Source organism: Xanthomarina sp. GH4-25 (genome assembly GCF_045363175.1).
Lineage (GTDB): Bacteria > Bacteroidota > Bacteroidia > Flavobacteriales > Flavobacteriaceae > Xanthomarina.
On sequence record NZ_JBJFLO010000006.1, the window covers coordinates 178,059 to 199,744 of the forward strand.

Genomic DNA, 21,686 nt, shown 5'->3' on the forward strand with positions numbered 1-21,686 from the left:
ACATAAGTTTAGTTTGATATTGTATTAATTTTAAGATTTGAAATAGTTTCTTTATCAAACCAAACCAAACCAATTTGAAATACTTTATTTTCCTTTCTTTCTGTTGTTTGTATCTTCAGACAGCATTTTCACAAGCTGTTGAAATTACAGGAAAAGTAACAGCGTCTTCAGATGTTGAAAATATTCATGTTATTAATAAAACAGCACAAGTGTTTACAACAACTAATGCTTTTGGTGGGTTTAAAATTACAGCTTCATTAAACGATACATTACAATTCTCATCCATTCAACATCAATTAAAAGAGGTTGTAGTGGATGTTAGTATTCTTATTCAGAAAGAGATAGATGTTCAATTAGAAGAACTTATCTACGCTTTAGACGAGGTGGTAGTTGGACGCATACTTACAGGAGATTTACTTAAAGACGTTGGAAATGTTGAGGGGCAATCTATTACAGCCAAACAGTTAGGCATACCAAGCTATCAAGGAAAACTAAAAACACAAAGTGAAAGAAAGCTAAACGAAGCGACAACAGGAGGAGGCTTTATTCCGTTGTTTCCTATTATTAATGCTATAACAGGGAGGACAAAAAAATTAAAAAATCAAATTAAATTAGAACAACAAGACGATTTATTATACGATATTAGAAAGAGATTAGAACCTATTTTGTTCTCAGATGCAACACTTACAGAAAATTTGAGAACCGAATTTTTTTATTTCTGTTCCGAAGATCCGAGTTTTGAAAACCGTTGTAAAGGGAAAAGTGACCTTGAAATATTAGAATTTTTAAAAGATAAGTTGGTGCAGTATAAGTTGAATTCAAAAATTGAAACGAATTAATGGATTATGGAATGTTTTTTGAACATTCAAATTATTAGATTTGCTTAATTATATAGAATTATGAAAGTTTTTAAAATTGTTTGTTTAGTTTTTATCTTACCCTTATTAGCATTCACAACGCTTCATAAATATTATGTAAGTGTCACGCAAATAGATTTTATTCAAGAAAAGAAATCTGTTCAAATTACATCTCGGATTTTTATTGATGATTTAGAAGACGTACTTCAACTTCGTTATAGTGATGATTTAATAATTAAAAAGGAAAATGAAGCTCCTGAAGTGAATCTTTATATTGAAAAATATTTAAAAGGAAAGCTCAGAATTTCTATTAATGGCGAAGAAAAAGAAATAAATTATCTTGGAAAAAAAATAGATAATGATATAGTAGTTTGTTATTTAGAAATTGAAGGTGTAAAAGAAATTAGCACTTTTGAAGTTGAAAACGCCGTTCTTTTCGATTTATATGCTGAACAACAAAACATTGTAAGAACTAAAATGAATTCAAAAAACAAGAGCTTTATCTTGATAAAAGAAAATGATAAAGGTTTGTTAAACTTTAAATAAAACGAATTAAAATCTTAAAAATTCGTTAATTTCCCCTACAATTTTTTGTAACTAAACCAATCATAAAAACATCCGTTGTTTAAGTTATATTCTTTTTCAGAATAAATATTTAGGATGTTTAATTGACCAAATTAAAACATTAACAATCAACACATGAAAACACTAAAGTATCTTTTTCTTACTGTTTTGTTTATTTCAGCTAATTCTTTTGCTCAAGAACAAGACCAGCCAGAACGCAAACCTGGTCATACCAACAACAACAAGTTTAAACAACTTTACGACGAATTTTCAACTCCAAACATGTACAGAACGGCTTCTGGAGCTCCTGGGCCAGCTTATTATCAGCAACAAGCAGATTATAAAATGGACCTTGTTTTAGACGATAAGAATGCTAAAATATCTGGTTTTGAAACAATTACATACACTAATAACTCGCCAGATCCTTTAAAATATCTTTGGGTACAATTAGATCAAAACATGCGTGCTAAAGATTCTCAAACACCTTTAATAGAAGGTGGAGGCGTAGCCGAAGCACAACAAGCAGGAAAATTTGCATCTTCTTATATGACAGATGGTTTTGATGGTGGGTTTAAAATTGAAGCTGTTAAAGATTTAAGTGGAAAAGATTTACCCCACATGATTAATCGTACCATGATGCGTGTTGAATTACCTAAAGCTTTAGTAAAAGGAGAAAAATTCTCTTTTTCAATTAAATGGTGGTATAATATTAACGACTATGTTAATATGGGTGGACGCTCAGGATATGAGTTTTTTCCAGAAGATGGAAACAGAAATTATATTATTGCACAATTCTTTCCAAGAATGGCTGTCTATAACGATGTAGAAGGTTGGCAAAATTCCCAATTCTGGGGACGTGATGAGTTTGCTTTGCCATTTGGGAACTATGAAGTAAATATTACAGTGCCATCAGACCATATTATGGATGCAACTGGTAAGTTGATGAATCGTAAAGAAGTGTTTACTAAAGACATGATGAATCGTTACGAACAAGCAAAAAAATCTTACGATAAACCCGTTTTAATTGTAACTCAGGCTGAAGCTGAAATAGCTGAAAAAGGCCATGCTACAGATACTAAAACATGGAAATTCCATGCAGAAAATGTACGTGATTTTGCTTTTGCAACTTCAAGAAAGTATATCTGGGATATGATGGCTGTTAAAATAGGAGATAAAGATGTTATGGCAGTGTCTATGTATCCTAAGGAAGGAAATCCTTTATGGGAAGAATGGTCAACTTATGCAGTAGCTAGTACATTAAAATCATACTCACGTATGACGTTTGATTATCCATACCACAAGGCCATTTCGGTTCATGCAAAACAACAAGGGATGGAATACCCAATGATTTGCTTTAATTATGGTAGACCAGATGAAAACGGAAAATATACTGATAGAACTAAATACGGAATGATAAGTGTTATTATCCACGAAGTAGGTCACAACTATTTCCCTATGATTGTAAATAGTGATGAGCGTCAGTGGACATGGATGGACGAAGGTTTAAATACATTTGTACAATATGTAGCCGAACAAGATTTTGGCGAGTGGTATCCAGCTGCTTTGTCTCCAGGACATGATAAGTATCCTTCTCGTCGTGGTCCAGCTGCAAATATAGTTCCTTATATGGGAGGCGATCAAGATTTTATAGCTCCTATTATGACCAAAGGATTAAACACTTACCAATTTGGAAACAATGCCTACGGAAAGCCAGGTACTGCACTAAACATTTTACGTGAAACAGTTATGGGTCGTGAGTTATTTGACTATGCCTTTAAAGAGTATTCTCATCGTTGGATGTTTAAACACCCAACACCAGAAGATTTCTTTAGAACCATGGAAGATGCTTCAGCATTTGATTTAGATTGGTTTTGGAGAGGTTGGTTCTATACCACAGACTATGTGGATATGGGAGTAAAAGAGGTAAAGAAATATTATGTATCTTCTGAACCTAATGCATACGCTAAAATGATGGCTAAACGTTATGGTATGGAATTGTCAGATTTACCACCTTTAGTCTATATGGTTGAAGAAGGAAGCGATGAGTTTAACGAAAACATGAAGAATGGAACGTTATTAGAAAACTCAACACCTCTTAAAGAGTATGTCATGGATAATTTTTCAGAAGCAGAACGTAAAGCAATGAAAGAACCTAAATACTTTTATAGTGTGACTTTCGAGAAGCCAGGTGGATTGGTTATGCCAATTATCGTGGAATACACCTATGCAGATGGCACGTCTAAAACAGAGAAATATCCAGCACAAATATGGAGATTAAACGATAAAGAAGTTAGCAAAGCAGTTGCGTCAGATAAAGAGATTGTTAAAATTACAGTCGATCCTAATTTAGAAACAGCAGATGTAGATACGTCTAACAACTCTTGGCCTAGAGAAGTTAAACAAAGTGACTTTGATAAATTTAAGGAAGACGTTAAAGATTAATCTGAAACGTTAAATATTTAAAAGCCGACCATAAAAATGAGTCGGCTTTTTTTATTCTCAAGAATCAACTCACTATATTTGCATTGTGATACAAGCAAGCATTATTTTATTTATAGGCACTACCGAGGTCATGTTCATCCTATTTATAGTAGTCATGGTTTTTGGTGCAGATAAAATTCCTGAAATCGCTAGAGGATTAGGAAAAGGCATGCGTATGCTTAAAGATGCCACCAACGATGTCAAGTCTGAAATTGCAAAAAGTGCCGAAAAGAATGGCATTGATACCAGCATAACTAAAGATGTTCAAGACGAACTCAATAAAGTAAAAGACGAATTAGAAGATTTTACGGGCTCTGTTAGACGAAAAATGTAAAAATTAGTTTCGTTTACGGTTAATATAAAAATAGTAATGGATTAAAATGCATTAACTTTCAGTTTAGCCCTCAGCCAAACTTACAATTTTAACGTTATTTTTCTTTTAAGTAATAGTAAACAAGAGAAGAGTATTTTGCTTTCCCCGAATCATGTTTTGCACTTGTAATGTAAGGGCCATAATCATACCTTGGTCGTAAGGTTCTTGTGTTGTATAATAAAGTGTCGATTTTATTTATTTTTAAAAAATCTTCAAAGTTAGACAATACATAAACTTTTACTTTTTCACCAGGAACGATTGCCTTGCATTTATAAACTAAATTTTTAACTGGCGTTTCTGGCTCGTTTGGGTTTTCTAGGCTGAATGTATTCGGCATAAAAATTACTTGACTGTTTTTTAAAACACGTAATTGAATTTCGACATTTTTAGCAGTATTATTTCCAACGTTTTCAATCAAAAAATCAGCTTCAATTCTATCACTATTTATAGCTTTCGTAATACCCAATTCTGTTACAACTATTTCTACTTTGTTGAAATGTTTTAGAAAATATGGGTTATCAAATATAAATTGTCCTATACTTATAATAATTGCTACAATTGACAAAAAGAGTGAAATATTTATCTTGCTCTTTCCTTTTCCTTTCTTTTTATTATTTGATTTATTTTTACCCATTGTAAAAATTGTACTTATTGGCCTGATATCGTATTGTTTTAATGCATTATATCAGATGCAAACGAAGTTAGGTTATTATTTGGTGAAAGTCAAACCCTATTTTTTCCTACTAATCGTCAAACCATCTCTAATCGGTAACATCACCGTTTCTATTCGGTTATCAGTTTTTAAAAGCGTATTATAGTCTAAAACAGCTTTGGTAGACACATCTTTTGGGTCTAGTTTTTCAATTACTTTCCCATGCCAAAGCACGTTGTCTGAAATAATAATCCCTCCAGAATTTAGCTTGTCTATAATGGCGTGAAAATAATTGGAGTAGTTGGGTTTATCGGCATCAATAAACACTAGGTCAAAGGTTTTGTCTAAAGTTGGAATTACATCTAAAGCGTTTCCTAAATGTTGATGAATTTGGTTTTTATAATCCGACTTATCAAAATACTTGCGTTGAAAATCTACTAGTTCTTCATTGACATCAATAGTATGGATTTCTCCTGAAGCTTGTAAGCCTTCAGCCAAACATAAAGTGGCATAGCCTGTAAAGGTTCCTAATTCAAGGATGGTCTTTGGGTTTATTAATTTTGAAATCATGCTTAATACACGTCCTTGGTATGGACCACTAAGCATAATGGGTTGTAGTATTTTCTGATAGGTTTCTCTTGTTAATTGCTGTAATAATTCTGGTTCAGTTTCAGAATGAGCAACTATGTATTCGTCAAGTTTTTCTGGTAGAAAGTGCATTACCCTAAAATTCTATTTACTAATTTTTGTTTGGCAGCTTCATCTTCTCCACATAGCCATTGAATGACATTGTCTTCCCAAATAGCATCACGTTCAACTTCGTTTATAATTTTTCGCTCTACAGCTAAATCTAAAATTTTTCCAGGATAAGAAGACTGTTTCGTGCTTTCCATTTCGCCTAAAGGATATGGATCATCTAATCCCATCAATACTTGTTTTGAACCTTGATTTTTTATAAGCAACTCCAAGCCTCCAGTGTCATGAACCAAAGTGTCGAAAAAGATGTTTTTATGTCCAACAGCTTTTCTAGGGTGGCTTTTACCTTCAAATAAATCGGGTCTGCCATCAAATCCTTGAATACGTCTTCCTAAGTTGATTTGTGCCAATTGTCCTCCATGAGCAAAGCAAGTTCTCATGTTTGGATATTTGTCTTGATATCCGTTTAAAGTTAAGAAATGGTAAGCATCTGCACATTGAGCTAACATCCATATTAAATGGAAACGCCAAGAAATATTTTCTAATTTGATAAATTTTTCACCATCATAAGGATGAATTTCTACGGCAAGATTATACTTGTTTGCCAATTCGAAAATAGGCTCGTTTTCTTCGTCAAAAATACAACGCCAAGTTCCAATAGTATCCATGTAGTGGGTAGGCAAACAAAGTAATTGCATGCCTAATTCTTCTACACAACGTTCTATTTCCCAGCAAGCGCCACGAACAAATCCAGGATGAACCACAAAACCACAGGTAAATCTGCTTGGGTTTTCACGTTGTACTTTGGCATTAAAATCGTTTTGAAAGCGCAAAGCTTGTTTCATTTCCTCTACACGCAAACCATTTCCATACAATTGAGATAAGTTTAACACCACAGCATGGTCAATCTTAAATCGATCCATCCAAGCTAATTTGTCATCTAAAAAGAAACTTGAATCCGTTACAGGACGACTCCAATCTTTTTGAAGCATATATTTTCTGTCTTTATCAACCCAAAATATCCCTTTGTCTTTCATGAACTGAGGAATTTCTTCAGGATAAGGAAGAAGGTGAGAGTGACCGTTAATACGTAATTTGCGTTTTTCTTTCATATGTCATGCTGAGCCTGTCGAAGCATCTTATTTTTAATTTGTTTTTTGTCAAGTATAACTAGTCGAAGTGTTTTTTAGCTTCTTCAACTCTAATATTAGTCGGAATGTTTTGAATGACAGTCTAATCTTCAATCTGAACTTTCTTTGGAGGTTGCATCACTTCGCCACAATTAGGGCAGCTTCTTTTGTCTTTATCTCCATAATACTTGTCGAAAATTTTAGGCATATCTGTTTCAATATTTTCAACCGTAAAATCTTCTTCATAAAGTTTGGTGGTGCAATTTTCACAAAACCAAAGCAAAGCATCTTGAACGCCTTTTTCTCTAGGATATTCTATAACCAATCCAACAGTGTTGGCTCCACGTTGTGGAGAATGTGGCACCTTAGGAGGTAATAAAAAAATGTCTCCTTCTTTAATATGAATGTCTTTAGGTTTGTCTTCATCAATGACTTTTAGAACCATATCTCCTTCTATTTGATAGAAAAATTCAGGAGTTTCGTTGTAATGATAATCTTTTCTGCTATTTGGACCACCAACAACCATGACAATAAAATCGCCATCTTTCCAAACCACTTTATTGCCAACAGGTGGCTTTAATAAATGTCTGTTTTCTTCAATCCAAGCTTTGAAATTTATGGGTGATACTAGTTTGCTCATGATTTTATGTTGTTAATTGAATAATGATATAAAGTTACAAAGATTTTGTTCTACCACCATCAACAGGAAGATTAATTCCGTTAATGTAACTAGCACATTCACTAGCTAAAAAAGTAACGGCATAAGCTAATTCTTCAGGTTTAGCAAAACGTTTTGCTGGCACTGCTTGTTTCATAGCATTTGCAGCTTCTTCTTCGGTGTTTCCTGTTTTAGCTGATTTATTTTTAATAATTTCTGTTAAACGTTCGGTTCCAGTAGCTCCAGGAAGGACGTTATTTACTGTAATTCCAAAAGAACCCAGTTCATTAGCCAAAGTCTTGCTCCAGTTTGCTACAGCACCACGAATGGTATTACTAACGCCTAAACCATCTAGAGGCTGTTTGACAGAGGTTGAAATAATATTGATAATACGACCATACTCTGCTTCTTTCATAAAAGGTACGACTGCTTGTGCCAAAACGTGATTGCATTTTAAATGCTGTGTGAATGCATTTTCAAATTCTTCTAATTCAGCCGAAAAAACAGGACCACCTTTTGGTCCTCCTGTATTATTAACTAAAATATGAAAGCCGTGATTTTTAGAAATATAGTCAGACACTTTTGCTTTTAATTCTTCAGGGTTTGAAAAATCAGCGATAATGTAGTCGTGATTTCTTTGTTGAGGTAATTCTGCTAAAACAGCTTTTAGTTTGTCTTCGTTTCTAGCAATTAAGGTAACTGTTGCTCCTTCGGCAGCTAAAGACATGGCCGTTGCTTTTCCTATTCCTGCTGTGCTGCCACAAACTAAGGCGTATTTGTTGTTTAAGTTTAGATTCATTTTTAATTTATTGCGTCAGTTCGAGTGAAAATTTATTTTTAAATTTTTGTATCGAGAACGAATGACATCTCGATACTATTTTCTTTGAAAAATCACTCGATGTGACGATTAGTATTTTATACAAACATTCTTTGCTTCAGTAAAAAAGCGTAAAGCTTCAAAACCACCTTCACGTCCTACACCAGAAGCTTTTACACCACCAAATGGTGTTCTTAAATCACGCATCATCCATGTGTTTACCCAAACGATTCCTGCTTGAAGTTGGTTGCTCATTCGCATGGTTCGTTTTAAGTCGTTTGTCCAAAGCGTGGCCGATAAACCGTATTTTACTTTGTTTGCCATTTGTAAGACTTCGTCTTCTTTATTAAATGGCATGATGGTTACCACTGGTCCAAAAATTTCTTCTTGATTAACTCTACAGTTATCATTAGGAACTTCAATGACAGTTGGCTCTAAATAATAGCCGTTTTCAAAACCTTTTACTGTGACTTTATTGCCACCACAAAGAATTTTTCCGTTTTCTTCTTTAGCAATATTAATATATTCAATCACTTTTTCAAGATGAGATTTGGAAACCAAAGCACCAATATTTGTTGAAGCTTCGGATGGATGCCCAACTTTAAGAGCTTTTATTTTTTTAACAAAATCAGTTTTGAATTTCTCATAGATGGATGCTTCTACAAAAATCCGGCTACCACATAAACAAATCTGACCTTGATTAGCGAATGATGATCGAACTGTTGTTTCTAGCATGTCATCATAATCGCAATCTGCGAAAATGATGTTTGGGTTTTTCCCACCCAATTCCAAAGATAATTTTTTAAACATGGGAGCCGCTACTTTGGCAATATGAGCTCCTGTGGCTGTTCCTCCAGTAAAGGAAATAGCTTTAATATCTGGATGTTCTATGATGGCTTGACCAGTTGTACCACCAAGTCCATGAACAATATTTAAAACGCCTTTTGGGAGGCCAGCTTCATTGCAAATCTCACCTAATAAATAGGCTGTCATAGGTGTGACTTCACTAGGTTTGGCAACCACACAATTTCCGGCTGAAAGAGCTGGAGCAATTTTCCATGTAAATAAATAGAGAGGCAGGTTCCAAGGCGAAATACAGCCTACAACACCTATAGGTTGACGTAAGGTGTAATTTATGGCACTCTGACCTACACTCTCATGACTTTCGCTAGAGAATTGTGTGATAGCATTTCCAAAGAATCTAAAATTGCTTGCTGCTCTTGGAATATCAACAGCCTTTGCTAAAGAAACGGGTTTGCCATTGTCTTTACTTTCTGCTTCTGCTAAACGTTGTAGATTTGATTCCAATAATTCTGAAATCTTAATCAGAATTCTGCTACGTTCTTCTAATGTGGTTTGAGACCAACTTGGAAAAGCAGATCTTGCTGAGATATAGGCATTTTCAACATCTTCTTTTGATGAGTTTGGTATTTGTCCATATATCTCACCATTCGATGGATTATAGTTGTCTATCCAGTTATCATGAATTGGATTATGAAAGTTGCCGTTTATGTAGTTTTGAATGTTCACTTTAATGTTTTTAATGGATACAATGAATCTGTTATTTTTAGACAATAATCGAAAGATTCGGTTAATCCTTTTTCATAATAATAAAGATCACTCATGGTCATTTTCACCAAAGTTAAAGTTCTTTCAATGCTTTTTTTATCAGTAAAATCAGCATTAAAAAATATTTGGGTTGATTGAGATGTAAAATTATTATAGCTATCTTGGTAGGTATAAAGGTTGTTTAAAGCTTGTAATAGTTTTGGATTTAATTCTTTACTAACACCAGTTTGAATGCTAGTTTGAAAAGCAGCATCTTGTAATCTAGGTGTTCGTACGCCTTTCCAAAAACCAAACCTTTTAGAAATTTCTATTTCACTTTTTGTAAAATCAAATTTTTGTAATGTATCTCGAACCATAATATGATAGTCTTTTACATTGTCTATCATAGTTCGATTTGTAACAATTTCATCCTTTAACAAACGAATAGAAGTTTGAACAGTTTCTTGAATTTTAGCATCTTCATTTTTATTTTGAAGATATAGAGCTAACCAGATACCTATAACTATTAGTGAGATTTCACCTATAGCGTAAAGTATATAATTTATGATTTTCTTTTTTTGAATCATGTCTGCTCTAATTTTACGAAATAATTTCATGGTGATTTACAATTTCTTATAAGCCATCACTTTAATCTCTACTACTAAATCTGGATGTGGTAGTTGGTGCACAGCTACCGTTGTTCTTGTTGGGCCGGTTTCTTTATCAAAAAACTCTGCATAAGCTTTATTATAGCCTGCAAAATCATTCATATTAACTAGAAAGGAGGTTACATCTACAACGTCTTTTAAACTAGCTCCTTCTTTGGCTAAATTCTTTTCAATATTTAAGATGACTTCTCGCGTTTGTACTTCTGCATTTAAATGTTTGGTTCCCATCTCATCAATAATGTCGACACCTGCAATGGTGTTATCTGCTCTTCTAGAACTCGTGCCAGATACAAAAATAAAATCTCCAACACGCTTAGTGTGTGGATAGGCTCCTCTTGGTGTTACAATTTTTTCGCTCATAATATGTTATTTTAAGCCTGCAATTCTATCATCTTCTAAAATAGCTTCTGTTGCAGTTTTTACTTTATCTAAAGTGTTCCTTAATTGATCGTTTGTTAGATTATTAACAGTGGTGATATCTCCATCAGATAACATATTCAAAATAGCTTTGTCTTGAGCACGTCCACGTAACATGGCGTCTCTATAGCTAACGTCTTCATTAAAGGTTACCAACGAATATTTTGAGGAATACTCATTAGGAAAGTTTTTTTCAAAAGCCATTTCCAAGGTGCGTTTTTCTCTGAAATTGGCATGGTTGACATGTCCTTTCATTTCATGAAAATTGTCGATTGCTAAATCGGCAATAGCATCTGTATCTTTTTTTCTAGATTTTTCATAGGCTTTAAATACAGTTTCCCAATCAGGATGCCCTTGGTCTAAAATTTTGTCAAATTCTGTAACATCTTCAAATGAGGCATTCATGCCTTGACCATAAAATGGCACGATAGCGTGTGCTGCATCTCCCATTAAAAGGGTGTTGCCTTTGTAATGCCAAGGCGAACACTTTACGGTTCCTAGTGGAGAAGTTGGATTTTCGAAAAAGTCATCAACCAGATTTGGCATGAGTTCTAGTGCATCTTTAAAGTATTTGCTGAAAAATTCTAGAACACGTTCTTTGGTTGTTAAGTTATTGAAATTATATTCTCCTTCATCGAAACTTAAAAATAATGTAACTGTAAAGCTACCATCCAAATTGGGTAAAGCTATTAGCATAAAAGCTTCTCGTCCCCAGATATGAAGTGCATTTGTGTAAGTTTTATAATCTCCATTTTCGTTAGGAAGAAAACAAAGTTCTTTATAACCATGGGACAGCCAGTCTTGAGAAAAACTAAATAAGAATTTTTTTCCTAAATAATAACTATTTCGCATAGCAGAACCAGCACCATCAGTAGCAATAATAATATCGGCATCTTCTACAAAAGGCTTATTAGTTTCTGTATCTGTAAATAATGCTGTGGTGCTTTCAAAATCCACCGATTCGCATTTTTTATTGAAATGAATGACTACATTATCATGTTTTTCAGCTTCATCTAATAATAATCCATTTAATAATCCACGTGAAATAGAATTGATATATTCATGTTCACGACCACTATAAGGGGCTAAAACAGTATTGCCTTCTAAGTCATGAAGCATACGTCCATTCATAGGAATACATAAAGGTTTTACCTTTTCTTCAAGCCCAACCAATTGCATAGCTTTAATACCACGATCTGAGAGAGCCAAGTTAATGGAGCGTCCAACGCTAATGTCTACTTTTCGTAAATCTGGACGCATTTCCATAAGCGTTACGTTGTACCCTCTCTGACCTAATCTTAAGGCCAGTAAGCTACCACAAAGTCCAGCTCCAATGATGAGTATGTTTTGTTGTTTATTCACTTAAAATCTTTTTTAATTTGTCAACCATTCTATACACATCTTCAAACGTGTTGTATAAAGGTACAGGGGCACAACGTATAACATCTGGTTCTCTCCAGTCTGTAATAATATGTGCGTCTGTTAATTTTTTATGCAATGTTTTGTCGGCATCTTTTACCTGAATAGAAAGTTGACAACCTCTTTCCTTCGGATTAGATGGTGTGATAATTTTAATTTTGTCGTTGTTCAATTCGTTTAAAAGAAATTCGAAATAGCCTGTGAGCTTTTCAGATTTCTTACGAAGTGCATCCATACCAACTTCATTAAACATGTCTAATGAGGCTTTAATGGCTGCCATAGATAGAATAGGTGGATTGCTTAATTGCCAACCTTCGGCTCCTGGAATCACATCTAATGGCTGGCGCATATTAAATCGCGTGGATTTATTATGACTCCACCAACCTGCAAAACGCTTAAGTTTTTTATTGTGTGCATGCTTTTCATGTACAAACAAACCTCCTAAACTTCCAGGTCCTGAATTTAAGTATTTATAAGTGCACCAAGCTGCAAAATCTACTCCAGAAGCGTGAAGTTCTGGGTTGATGTTTCCAGCTCCATGTGCTAAATCAATGCCAACCATACAGTTTTTTGCATGCCCTAATTCAGCTATTTTTTTAATGTCTAAATATTGTCCTGTATAATAATTAACTCCTCCAATAAGTAGCAAAGCAATCTCATCCCCTTGTTCTTCAAGGATGCTTTCTAAGTCATCTATATTTAATAATTCTTCGCCTGGTCTTGGTTTCCATTCAATTAAACCTTCATTTACATTATATCCATGAAATTCTAATTGCGTTTGAACAGCATATCTATCTGAAGGAAAGGCATCACTTTCAATAACAATTTTGTATTTGGTTTTTGTCGGTTGATAAAACGATACCATTAACAAATGTAAATTGGTTGTTAAGGTATTCATTGTTACCACTTCTATAGGTTTTGCTCCAACTATTTTTGCCATAGATTCTGTTAAGAATTCGTGATATGGCATCCATGGATTTTTAGCTTCAAAATGTCCTTCTACACCAAAATTTGCCCAATCGTCTAATTCTTGTTGGATGTATTTCTGTGTGCTTTTTGGTTGTAAACCAAGCGAATTTCCCGTAAAATACAACCAATCGGTTCCTTGCTTGTCTTTTGGAATGTGAAACTGATTTCTATAGTGCGATATGGTATCGTTTTTGTCTTGTTCTTTAGCGAATTCAAGACCTAATTTATAGTTGGACAAAGTGAGTTGTTTTACGGTTTCCAACAAAAATAAGAATTATAATTTTAGGAAGGAAGTCTTAAGGAAGAGATAATTTAAATCTGTATTTTTTGTATATTTATTAAAATATCAGGTTATGGGTAAAACTAAAAATTATACAAATGATGAGGTTACTATTGTTTGGGAGCCAGAAAAATGCATTCATTCTGGGATTTGTGTGAAAGGTTTGGGAGACGTTTTTAAACCAAAAGAAAAACCTTGGATTAAAATTGATGCAGCTTCAACTGATGCATTAGTGAAGCAAGTAAAAGCCTGTCCTTCTGGAGCCTTAAGTTATTTTATGAATGATGCTAAAGATAATTCTGCTGAAGTTCTAGAAACTCAAGTTGAGGTTATGGAAAATGGTCCTTTGTTGGTCTATGGCACATTAAAAATTACTCATAAAAATGGTGATCTAGAAGTCAAAAATAAAACAACTGCTTTCTGTAGATGTGGAGCCTCACATAATAAACCATATTGTGATGGCGCTCACGTTAAACAAAATTTTATAGGATAAAGAAAAAGCGCTTCAACTTTTTAAGATGAAGCGCTTTGAATATATATAGGCGCATATAGCGGGATATTTACACTATATATACGTTTCAAAGAATGGTTTTGGATGTTTCTATTCTAGTTTTATTGACACATTGGTAAAAAACAACTCCCAATTAGCGTCTGACTTTTTATGATTTAAAGAAAGAGTGATATTGTTGAATTTGGTATTATTTTCCCAAGTAGTAATCAAAGTTGGAATCTTAGCATTTTCTTTCCTATAAGCCCATTCTTCAATTATATAATTGTTGTTGTAATAAAAATCGTAAGCGTCACCAGGTGTGTATCCAACTTCATTTGAATATGTAAGCGTTATTTTATTTAATATTTTATTGCTTATCGGGCTCATTTCTTCCGTTGGGTTAGAAATGGTTGTTCCTTCGTCCCAAAGCAAATTAAATGGAGCTAATAGCCAATATTTGTCGTTTATAAAAGCTTTGTCTGCATTTATATTGGTACTATCTAATTGAGTTCTGTTGTATTGTATGGTGTCCTTATTCGAAATTAATGTAACTTGGTTTGCCTTTGGATTCCAAATCCAAGAGCGTTTAAAATGCATACTATCACTTTTAACATTAAAAGTAAAAGCAATTTCATTTACATTGTTCCAATTTAAAATTCCATAAGCTTGAGCTATTTTTTCAGCAGTTGTAAGCATGGTTTTGGAATCCAAAGTCCTCTTCTTTTGATCACTTTTACAGGCTGAAAGTAGGAGTAGAATACCAAAGATGACACTTATTTTATTCATGATTTTTAATGGCTAAGTTAATAAAAACAAATTAGTGCTAATTCCTTAAATAATTATATAATATCTTCGGTTTTTAATATTTTAATGATGAGTAAATTCGATTCGTATTTTAAAACCAATAAAGCCACTTGGAATAATAAAGTGAAGATTCACTCTAAAAGTGATATGTATCAACTCGAAGCTTTTAAGAAAGGAAAGTCTTCATTAATGCCTTACGAATTAAAAGCTTTGGGAGATGTTTCTGGAAAATCGCTATTGCATTTACAATGTCATTTTGGACAAGATACGTTGAGTTGGAGTAGGCTAGGGGCAAGCTGTGTAGGTGTTGATTTAAGCGATGAGGGTATTAAGCTTGCTAAAGCTTTGAATGAAGAATTAAAGCTTGATGCAGAGTTTGTATGTTGTAATGTTTTAGATACTTCTAAGCATGTTAAAAGCACATTTGATGTAGTTTTTACTAGCTATGGCGTGATAGGTTGGTTGCCAGATTTAAAACCTTGGGGACAAATGATTGCTGAGCGACTAAAACCTGGTGGATCGTTTTATATGGTAGAGTTTCATCCCATAGTTTGGATGTTTGATTATTTAGAAGGAAAACCAGTTATGACGTATGGTTATATGCAAGATGAAGCCATATACGAAGAATACGAAGGTACTTATGCAGATACAGGTTCAAAAATGGTAAGCAAAGAGTATGGTTGGAATCATGGATTAAGTGAAGTTATTAATGCGTTAGTTGAAGCTGGATTGCAAATTGAATTCTTAAATGAATATGATGAAAGTCCGTATAATGTGTTGCCAGAATTGGTTGAAAATGAATCAGGCATGTTTACTACAAAAGATAAATTATATCCATTGATTTTTGAGATAAAAGCCACAAAAGCTTAGTTCTCTATACAATTTTAAAATACTAAAATTGAAGAGACTTTTATTGCTTATTTTCTTTTAATAACTCCGGAAATTTCGCTTTAAATTTGTTAAGCCTAGGAATAGATACACTCTGTATATATGAGTTTTTTGGATGAAGTTTCTCGTAGTTTTGATGATAGTCTTCTGCTATCCAAAATCTCGTAAAAGGATATACTTCTGCCGCAATAGTAGCGTTAAGTTTTTTTGCTAATGCTACTTTTTTTGAGTCTATAATTTGTTTTTGCTCCATGTTCTGATAAAAAATAATAGAACGATATTGAGAGCCTGTATCTGGGCCTTGGCCATTTAACTGTGTTGGATTTTGAGATCCAAAATACACATCTACTAAAGTTGAAAAACTTATAATATCTGGATTGTATATAACTTCAACAGCTTCTGCATGTCCAGTGCTTCCAGTGTTGCTTGACGCGTAGGTTGGGTTTTTAGTATGCCCTCCTGCATAACCAGAAATTACGTCTTCTACGCCAATAACACTTTCATAAACAGCTTCTACACACCAAAAGCAACCACTAGCAAAATAAGCTTTGGCAAGTCCATTCTGTATTGGTACTTCAACAGGTTCAGCATTTATAACCGACTGCTGTTTTGGCTTTTCTTGAGCCATGTTATTACAGCTAAATAATAACACAATAACGAAAGTGGTGAATATTGATTTTGTAATAGTCATATATGTTTTATTTGTGTTCTAAGTCGGTCAAGAATGGAATTCCTATCAAAAAAGGTACAAAAAAAACCTTCATAAAAATGAAGGCTTTTTTTATATAGTTTGAATGGATTTATAGTTTTGCAAACATTTTTTCCATTTTTGTTTTTTCTTCTTCAGCTAATGCTGCATCAACAAGTATACGTCCACTATGCTCATCTGTAATGATTTTTTTACGAGAAGCAATTTCCATTTGTACTTGTGGTGGAATAGTAAAGAAAGAACCGCCAGACGCACCTCTTTCAATAGCAACTACTGCAAGACCGTTTTTTACATTGGTTCTAATTCTTGTATATGCCTTTACTAATCTTTCTTCAATTTTAGCTTTATAATCTTCAGATTTCTTTATTAAAGCAGCTTCTTCTTTTTCAGTTTCAGCTAAAATAGCATCTAATTCACTTTTCTTATGCTTTAAATGAGATTGACGAGCTTTTAAACGTTCTTTGGTTTCAGAAATAACTACTTTTTTCTGCTCAATTTGAACTTTAAATTCTTTAATGTGCTTGTCTGCTAATTCAATCTCTAATTCTTGGAATTCAACTTCTTTTGTAATTGAGTTGTATTCTCTGTTATTTCTAACATTTTTTTGTTGTTCGCTGTATTTTTTAATTAACGCTTTAGATTCTTCAATAAGATTCTTTTTGTCGCCAATTTGATTGTCAATAGAGTCTAAACTTGATTCAAGTTTCTCTAATCTGGTGCTTAATCCAGCAACTTCATCTTCTAAATCACGAACTTCTAAAGGAAGTTCTCCACGAACATTTCTAATTTCATCGATACGAGAATCGACAAGTTGTAAGTCGTATAAATCTCTTAAACGCTCTTCTACAGTTGCTTCTTTCTTTTTTGCCATAGTTTAAAAATACTTAACAGGATTGGTGTTAGTCCTTGATAAAACGATTGCAAAATTAGTAATTTTTTTTGTAAGATATGCAACTAAAAGGTTTTTTGTGAATTGTTCGCTTTCATAATGTCCAATATCTGCTAAAAGAATCTGATTATCAGCCATAAAAAAGTCATGATATTTTAAATCTGCAGTAATAAATATATCGGCATTTGCTGCTTTTGCAGCAGCTATAGCAAAACTTCCAGAGCCCCCTAAGACAGCTACTTTTTTTATGTTTTTATGTAATAATTTAGAATGTCTAATGCATTCAGTATTCATGTGGTTTTTTAAAAAGTTAAGAAACTCATTTTCAGACATGTCGTTTTCAAATTCACCTATCATTCCCATACCAATGTGTTGGTTCGTGTTTTCAAGTGTTGTAACTTCATATGCTACTTCTTCGTAGGAATGTGTGTTAAAAAGTGTTTTTATGATGTTTGACTCTAAATGTTTTGGGAAAATAACCGAAATTTGCGTTTCGTTTTCAAAGTGTGTTTCCCCTTTTTTGCCTTTAGTTGGGGTGGAATCATCATTCCCGTTATAAGTGCCAATGCCTTCAGTATTAAAGCTGCAATGACTGTAGTTTCCTATACTTCCTGCACCAGCTTCAAATAAAGCGTTTCTAAGCGTTTCAGCTTCATTTTTGGGTACAAATGTGATGAGTTTTTTTATAGTTTGAGGTTGAGGTATCAATATTTTTCTGTTTGTTAAACCTAGTTTTTCACAAATCATAGCATTTACTCCTATAAAGGAATTGTCTAAAGCAGTATGCATAGCATAAATGGCGACATTGTTTTTTAGAGCTTTAATAACAACACGTTCTACATAAGTTTTACCGGTGAGTTTTTTTAAACCTTTAAAAATTATGGGATGAAAACTAACAATTAGATTGCAATTGGATTCTATGGCTTCATCGACTACTGTTTCTAATGTGTCTAATGTTACCAAAACTCCTGTTAGCTTACTGTTTTTATCTCCAACTAACAGACCAACATTGTCAAAGTTTTCTGCATAAGCTAAAGGTGAAAGTGCTTCAATATGATTTATGACATCTTGAACAATCATAATTTTATGTTATTAAGTTTCTAACAAAGATAAAATTTTTAAATTCGCTTTAATGAAATTCTTACGTTACATCTTGCTTCCTATTGTTCCAATCTACTTTTTAGTGACTTGGGCAAGAAATAAATTATACGATTTTGGCTGGAAAAAAAGTAAATCTTATATGATTCCTGTTATTTGTGTTGGGAACCTGAGCGTTGGTGGTACTGGAAAATCGCCAATGATTGAGTATTTAATACGCATATTAAAAATGGATTATAAATTGGCCACTTTAAGTAGAGGTTATAAAAGAGAAACAAGTGGTTTTAAGTTGGCTGATGCAAGCGATTCGGCTAAAACAATTGGAGATGAACCTTTTCAATTTTTTAATAAATTTGGTGAAACTATTTTAGTTGCCGTTGATGCTAATAGACAGAATGGTATTGCAAATTTACTTAACATAAATAATAATCTCGATGTTATTTTACTAGATGATGCTTTTCAACATCGGAAAGTGCAAGCAGGTTTTAATATACTTCTCACCTCTTATGGTGATTTGTATTGTGATGATATATTGCTGCCAACTGGTAATTTAAGAGAGCCTAAAAGTGGAGCTAAACGTGCAAATATTATTATGGTTACTAAATGCCCTAATACAATTGCTGAAAGTGAAAAAACACAAATCATTACTAAATTAAAGCCAAGAAAAGAACAGCATGTGTTTTTTAGTTCTATAACGTATTCTAATTATGTTTTTTCTTTATCAACTAAGCAAGAGATTTCGCAATTGTCAGCCTTTACCTTGGTAACAGGCATTGCTAATGCAACTCCATTAGTGGATTATTTAAAATTTAAAGCGTTAGATTTTGAACATTTAAACTTTAATGACCATCATGTGTTTTCGGAAAAAGAGATTGAAGAATTATCGAAATCAGATTGTATTGTTACAACCGAAAAGGATTTTATGCGTTTAAAATCTGAAAGTAAATTACAGGAAAAATTATTTTATCTGCCTATAGAGTTTTCAATAGATAAGGAAGAAATGTTTAATAATTTAGTTTTAGATGCTGTGAAACGTTAAGCCGTTTTTGGATCTTGTTTAATTAAAGTGTCAAAAAGTTTCTTCTCAAAATCTTCTTGTTTGAATGGTTTAGAGATAATATCGTCGAAGCCAGCTTCATCAAATTCATGCATTTTATCTTCTAAAGTAACTGCAGTAAGCGCAAAAATAGTTATCTCTTTATTAAAAGTTCTAATAATTCTAGTTGCTTCCAAGCCACTAATTCCAGGCATGTGAATATCCATCAAAATAACATGATAGTTTTTGTCTTTTACCATGCTAACAGCGTCTTCACCATTATCAACAACTTCACAATGAAGCTTCATTTTGTTAAGGATCTTTTTGGTAATCATTTGATTGATTTTGTTGTCCTCAACAACCAGAATATTAATGTCTTTTAGGTCTATTTCATTAATGTCTTTAAAGTAACTTACTTCTTTAACTTCAGCTACTTTTTCGGCATATTTAAGTGGTATCTCAAACGTAAATTTCGAACCTTTACCAAGTTCACTTTTTAAAGATATTTTACCATTTAAAATTTGAATGAGGCCTTTTACAATAGAGAGTCCTAAGCCTGTGCCACCATATTTTCTGTTAATTTGTATGGACCCTTGAGAAAAGCTTTCAAAAAGTTGATTTTGTTTTTCTTGACTAATACCAATTCCGTTATCTTCTATTTCGAATCGAACATTATATTGGTCGCCTTGTTTGTCTACTTCATGGGCTCTTACCCAGATATCTCCATCTTTTGTAAACTTAATAGCATTACCAATTAAGTTGATTAAAATTTGAGATATTTTAATTTGATCTGCCATGAAATTATTAGGGAGATTGGAATCGTATTCTAAGTGAATTTGCACATTGTTGTCTGTTGCAGAATTGTTTAAAGCAGCAATAATATTTGTCATTTTCTTTTTAAGACTAAAAGCTTCAGGTTCAATTTCTACTTTATTGGCTTCAATTTTATTGATTTGGAGAATATCGTTAATAAATGTCAATAGATAATCTCCAGAAAACTTCAAAGACTTCAGGTGTTGTATTTGATTTGGTTTAGGGTTTTCTTCTAATAGCATGTTGGTTAATCCAGTTACAGCGTAGAGAGGTGTTCTTAACTCATGGGTAACCGTCGATAAAAAGTTTGCTTTGGTTTTCGAAGCTAGCTCTGCTTTTTCTTTCGAAACAATTAATTCTGCATTTTTTTTATGCAGCATGTTGTTTGTTTTTAATCGAATATTATTGTTTTTATATAAGGAAAGCGTTAATAACGACAGAATAGTAATTAAAGCAATGCTTAAAATAGTAGTTAATTTATTTAAATTGTTGGCTGCTTTTTGTTCTTCTAAATCGGCAAGTTGCTTTTTCTGGTACTCAGTTTGATTTTCAATTAATAATTGCATTCTCTTTTCTTGAGAAAGACTACTTCTTTTAGCTTCAAGTAGTGAGTCTGATAACGCAATATGCTTTCTTAAATATTCGGTTGCCGCTTTATAGTTTCCTGTTTCTTGATTTAAGGTGCTTAGTACTAAATAACCATTATTTATAACATTATTAAAGTTGTTTTTTTTAGCTAAAGCTAAGCCTTCATTTGCTTGATTTAAAGCGCCTTCTGGATCGTTTAAATAGAATAGTGTTGTGCCTAAGTTTATTTTGGCGCTACTTAATATTTTATCTAAATCGTATCTTTTAGAAACAGTTATAGACTTAAGTAAATGTTGTTTTGCATTCTTATAATCTTTTAAATAGATATAAGTAATTCCTTCGTTGAGCAAAACTTCGGCGACGAAATTATTTAAATCTTCTTGCTCAAAAAGTGTTTTTGAAGACTTGTAATAATCTAATGCTTGTTTGTATTGTTTTTTACTTGTATAAACATTACCTAATGTTTTATAGGTTTCTGCTAGATTGATATCGTCTTTTGCAAATCGTTGTACTTCATTAGCTTTAATTAGCGATTTAATAGCTTCGTCTGGTTCTTCAATAATATATTGAAGTTTTCCAATTTTAGAGTAAATAATTCCAATACTCTTCTTATTGTCTATTTTTATGGCAAGCTGTAATGCTTCATCATATTTTTCACGAGCATCAAAATATGCGTTTTTATCTATGTCAAGTTGTGCTTGATTAATTCTATAATCTATTGTATTTTGGATAGTTTCAGGGTCTTCGTCAAAAGATGTTTGAGCTGAAGTATGAAAACTCAACAACAGTATAATAGCACATATGTAATTGCTGATTTGGGACATTTTTTATATCTCTTATAA

General features: G+C 33.0%; 22 protein-coding genes. 7 read left to right on the forward strand and 15 right to left on the reverse strand.

Annotation, left to right across the window (positions count from 1 at the left end; translation table 11 throughout):
* The first annotated feature begins 74 nt into the window (after positions 1-74).
* From ACI5KZ_RS10485 to ACI5KZ_RS10500, 4 genes are all read left to right on the forward strand, one after another.
* Positions 75-839, forward strand: a complete 765-nt coding sequence (locus tag ACI5KZ_RS10485) for a hypothetical protein (RefSeq protein ID WP_109308594.1) — start codon at positions 75-77, stop codon at positions 837-839.
* 60 nt (positions 840-899) lie between these two features.
* Positions 900-1,403, forward strand: a complete 504-nt coding sequence (locus ACI5KZ_RS10490; protein ID WP_109308595.1) for a DUF6702 family protein — start codon at positions 900-902, stop codon at positions 1,401-1,403.
* 153 nt (positions 1,404-1,556) lie between these two features.
* The gene (locus ACI5KZ_RS10495) at positions 1,557-3,863 is read left to right on the forward strand and encodes a M1 family metallopeptidase (protein ID WP_109308596.1); all 2,307 of its coding nucleotides are present in this window, start codon (positions 1,557-1,559) and stop codon (positions 3,861-3,863) included.
* Between the two features lie 88 nt (positions 3,864-3,951).
* Positions 3,952-4,236, forward strand: a complete 285-nt coding sequence (locus tag ACI5KZ_RS10500; RefSeq protein WP_406847662.1) for a twin-arginine translocase TatA/TatE family subunit — start codon at positions 3,952-3,954, stop codon at positions 4,234-4,236.
* A gap of 94 nt (positions 4,237-4,330) precedes the next feature.
* On the opposite strand, the gene ACI5KZ_RS10505 is transcribed toward ACI5KZ_RS10500, so the two are convergent.
* The 10 genes from ACI5KZ_RS10505 to kynU all read right to left on the reverse strand — a co-directional run bounded on the left by ACI5KZ_RS10505 (position 4,331) and on the right by kynU (position 13,487).
* On the reverse strand, positions 4,331-4,909 hold the full coding sequence (locus ACI5KZ_RS10505) for a hypothetical protein (protein WP_406847605.1): 579 nt from the start codon (positions 4,907-4,909) through the stop codon (positions 4,331-4,333).
* A 96-nt stretch (positions 4,910-5,005) separates the two neighbouring features.
* Complete coding sequence (locus ACI5KZ_RS10510; protein WP_406847606.1) at positions 5,006-5,647, reverse strand: O-methyltransferase; 642 nt, start codon at positions 5,645-5,647, stop codon at positions 5,006-5,008.
* Positions 5,647-6,735: an amidohydrolase family protein gene (locus ACI5KZ_RS10515; RefSeq protein WP_109308600.1), complete on the reverse strand. Its 1,089-nt coding sequence runs from the start codon at positions 6,733-6,735 to the stop codon at positions 5,647-5,649. Before ACI5KZ_RS10515 ends, ACI5KZ_RS10510 begins: the two co-directional genes overlap by 1 nt.
* A 121-nt stretch (positions 6,736-6,856) precedes the next feature.
* Entirely contained in the window at positions 6,857-7,393 is a 537-nt protein-coding gene (locus ACI5KZ_RS10520; protein ID WP_406847607.1) for a 3-hydroxyanthranilate 3,4-dioxygenase, read from the reverse strand.
* A gap of 34 nt (positions 7,394-7,427) precedes the next feature.
* Positions 7,428-8,210 carry an SDR family oxidoreductase gene (locus ACI5KZ_RS10525; protein ID WP_406847608.1) on the reverse strand — a complete coding sequence of 261 codons (783 nt, stop codon included), beginning with the start codon at positions 8,208-8,210 and terminating at the stop codon, positions 7,428-7,430.
* Between the two features lie 108 nt (positions 8,211-8,318).
* Positions 8,319-9,758, reverse strand: coding sequence for an aldehyde dehydrogenase (locus ACI5KZ_RS10530; protein ID WP_406847609.1), 1,440 nt, complete (start codon positions 9,756-9,758; stop codon positions 8,319-8,321).
* Positions 9,755-10,393, reverse strand: coding sequence for a hypothetical protein (locus ACI5KZ_RS10535; RefSeq protein WP_406847610.1), 639 nt, complete (start codon positions 10,391-10,393; stop codon positions 9,755-9,757). Before ACI5KZ_RS10535 ends, ACI5KZ_RS10530 begins: the two co-directional genes overlap by 4 nt.
* 6 nt (positions 10,394-10,399) lie before the next feature.
* Entirely contained in the window at positions 10,400-10,804 is a 405-nt protein-coding gene (locus ACI5KZ_RS10540; RefSeq protein ID WP_109308604.1) for a RidA family protein, read from the reverse strand.
* 6 nt (positions 10,805-10,810) lie between these two features.
* Entirely contained in the window at positions 10,811-12,223 is a 1,413-nt protein-coding gene (locus ACI5KZ_RS10545; RefSeq protein ID WP_406847611.1) for an FAD-dependent oxidoreductase, read from the reverse strand.
* A complete protein-coding gene (kynU, locus tag ACI5KZ_RS10550) occupies positions 12,216-13,487 on the reverse strand; it encodes a kynureninase (protein ID WP_109308606.1) in 1,272 nt (423 codons plus the stop codon). Before kynU ends, ACI5KZ_RS10545 begins: the two co-directional genes overlap by 8 nt.
* A gap of 115 nt (positions 13,488-13,602) precedes the next feature.
* Here kynU and ACI5KZ_RS10555 point away from each other — a divergent pair, with 115 nt between their 5' ends.
* Positions 13,603-14,022, forward strand: a complete 420-nt coding sequence (locus ACI5KZ_RS10555; RefSeq protein ID WP_406847612.1) for a (4Fe-4S)-binding protein — start codon at positions 13,603-13,605, stop codon at positions 14,020-14,022.
* Between the two features lie 108 nt (positions 14,023-14,130).
* Here ACI5KZ_RS10555 and ACI5KZ_RS10560 read toward each other — a convergent pair whose 3' ends face one another.
* Positions 14,131-14,805, reverse strand: a complete 675-nt coding sequence (locus tag ACI5KZ_RS10560; RefSeq protein WP_109308608.1) for a hypothetical protein — start codon at positions 14,803-14,805, stop codon at positions 14,131-14,133.
* 87 nt (positions 14,806-14,892) lie between these two features.
* Between ACI5KZ_RS10560 and ACI5KZ_RS10565 the strand changes: the two genes are divergently transcribed.
* Entirely contained in the window at positions 14,893-15,693 is an 801-nt protein-coding gene (locus ACI5KZ_RS10565; RefSeq protein WP_109308609.1) for a bifunctional 2-polyprenyl-6-hydroxyphenol methylase/3-demethylubiquinol 3-O-methyltransferase UbiG, read from the forward strand.
* Positions 15,694-15,733: 40 nt separating this feature from the next.
* On the opposite strand, the gene msrA is transcribed toward ACI5KZ_RS10565, so the two are convergent.
* The 3 genes from msrA to ACI5KZ_RS10580 all read right to left on the reverse strand — a co-directional run bounded on the left by msrA (position 15,734) and on the right by ACI5KZ_RS10580 (position 18,389).
* Positions 15,734-16,402, reverse strand: a complete 669-nt coding sequence (msrA, locus tag ACI5KZ_RS10570) for a peptide-methionine (S)-S-oxide reductase MsrA (RefSeq protein WP_109308610.1) — start codon at positions 16,400-16,402, stop codon at positions 15,734-15,736.
* Between the two features lie 109 nt (positions 16,403-16,511).
* Complete coding sequence (locus ACI5KZ_RS10575) at positions 16,512-17,291, reverse strand: zinc ribbon domain-containing protein (protein ID WP_109308611.1); 780 nt, start codon at positions 17,289-17,291, stop codon at positions 16,512-16,514.
* Positions 17,292-17,294: 3 nt separating this feature from the next.
* Positions 17,295-18,389 carry a Nif3-like dinuclear metal center hexameric protein gene (locus tag ACI5KZ_RS10580; RefSeq protein WP_406847613.1) on the reverse strand — a complete coding sequence of 365 codons (1,095 nt, stop codon included), beginning with the start codon at positions 18,387-18,389 and terminating at the stop codon, positions 17,295-17,297.
* A 52-nt stretch (positions 18,390-18,441) separates the two neighbouring features.
* Between ACI5KZ_RS10580 and lpxK the strand changes: the two genes are divergently transcribed.
* Positions 18,442-19,446 (forward strand): tetraacyldisaccharide 4'-kinase, encoded by a 1,005-nt coding sequence (lpxK, locus tag ACI5KZ_RS10585; RefSeq protein ID WP_406847614.1) that lies wholly within the window; start codon positions 18,442-18,444, stop codon positions 19,444-19,446.
* Here the strand turns inward: lpxK and ACI5KZ_RS10590 are convergent.
* Positions 19,443-21,668 carry an ATP-binding protein gene (locus ACI5KZ_RS10590; RefSeq protein ID WP_406847615.1) on the reverse strand — a complete coding sequence of 742 codons (2,226 nt, stop codon included), beginning with the start codon at positions 21,666-21,668 and terminating at the stop codon, positions 19,443-19,445. The genes lpxK and ACI5KZ_RS10590 overlap by 4 nt on opposite strands.
* Between the last annotated feature and the right edge of the window lie 18 nt (positions 21,669-21,686).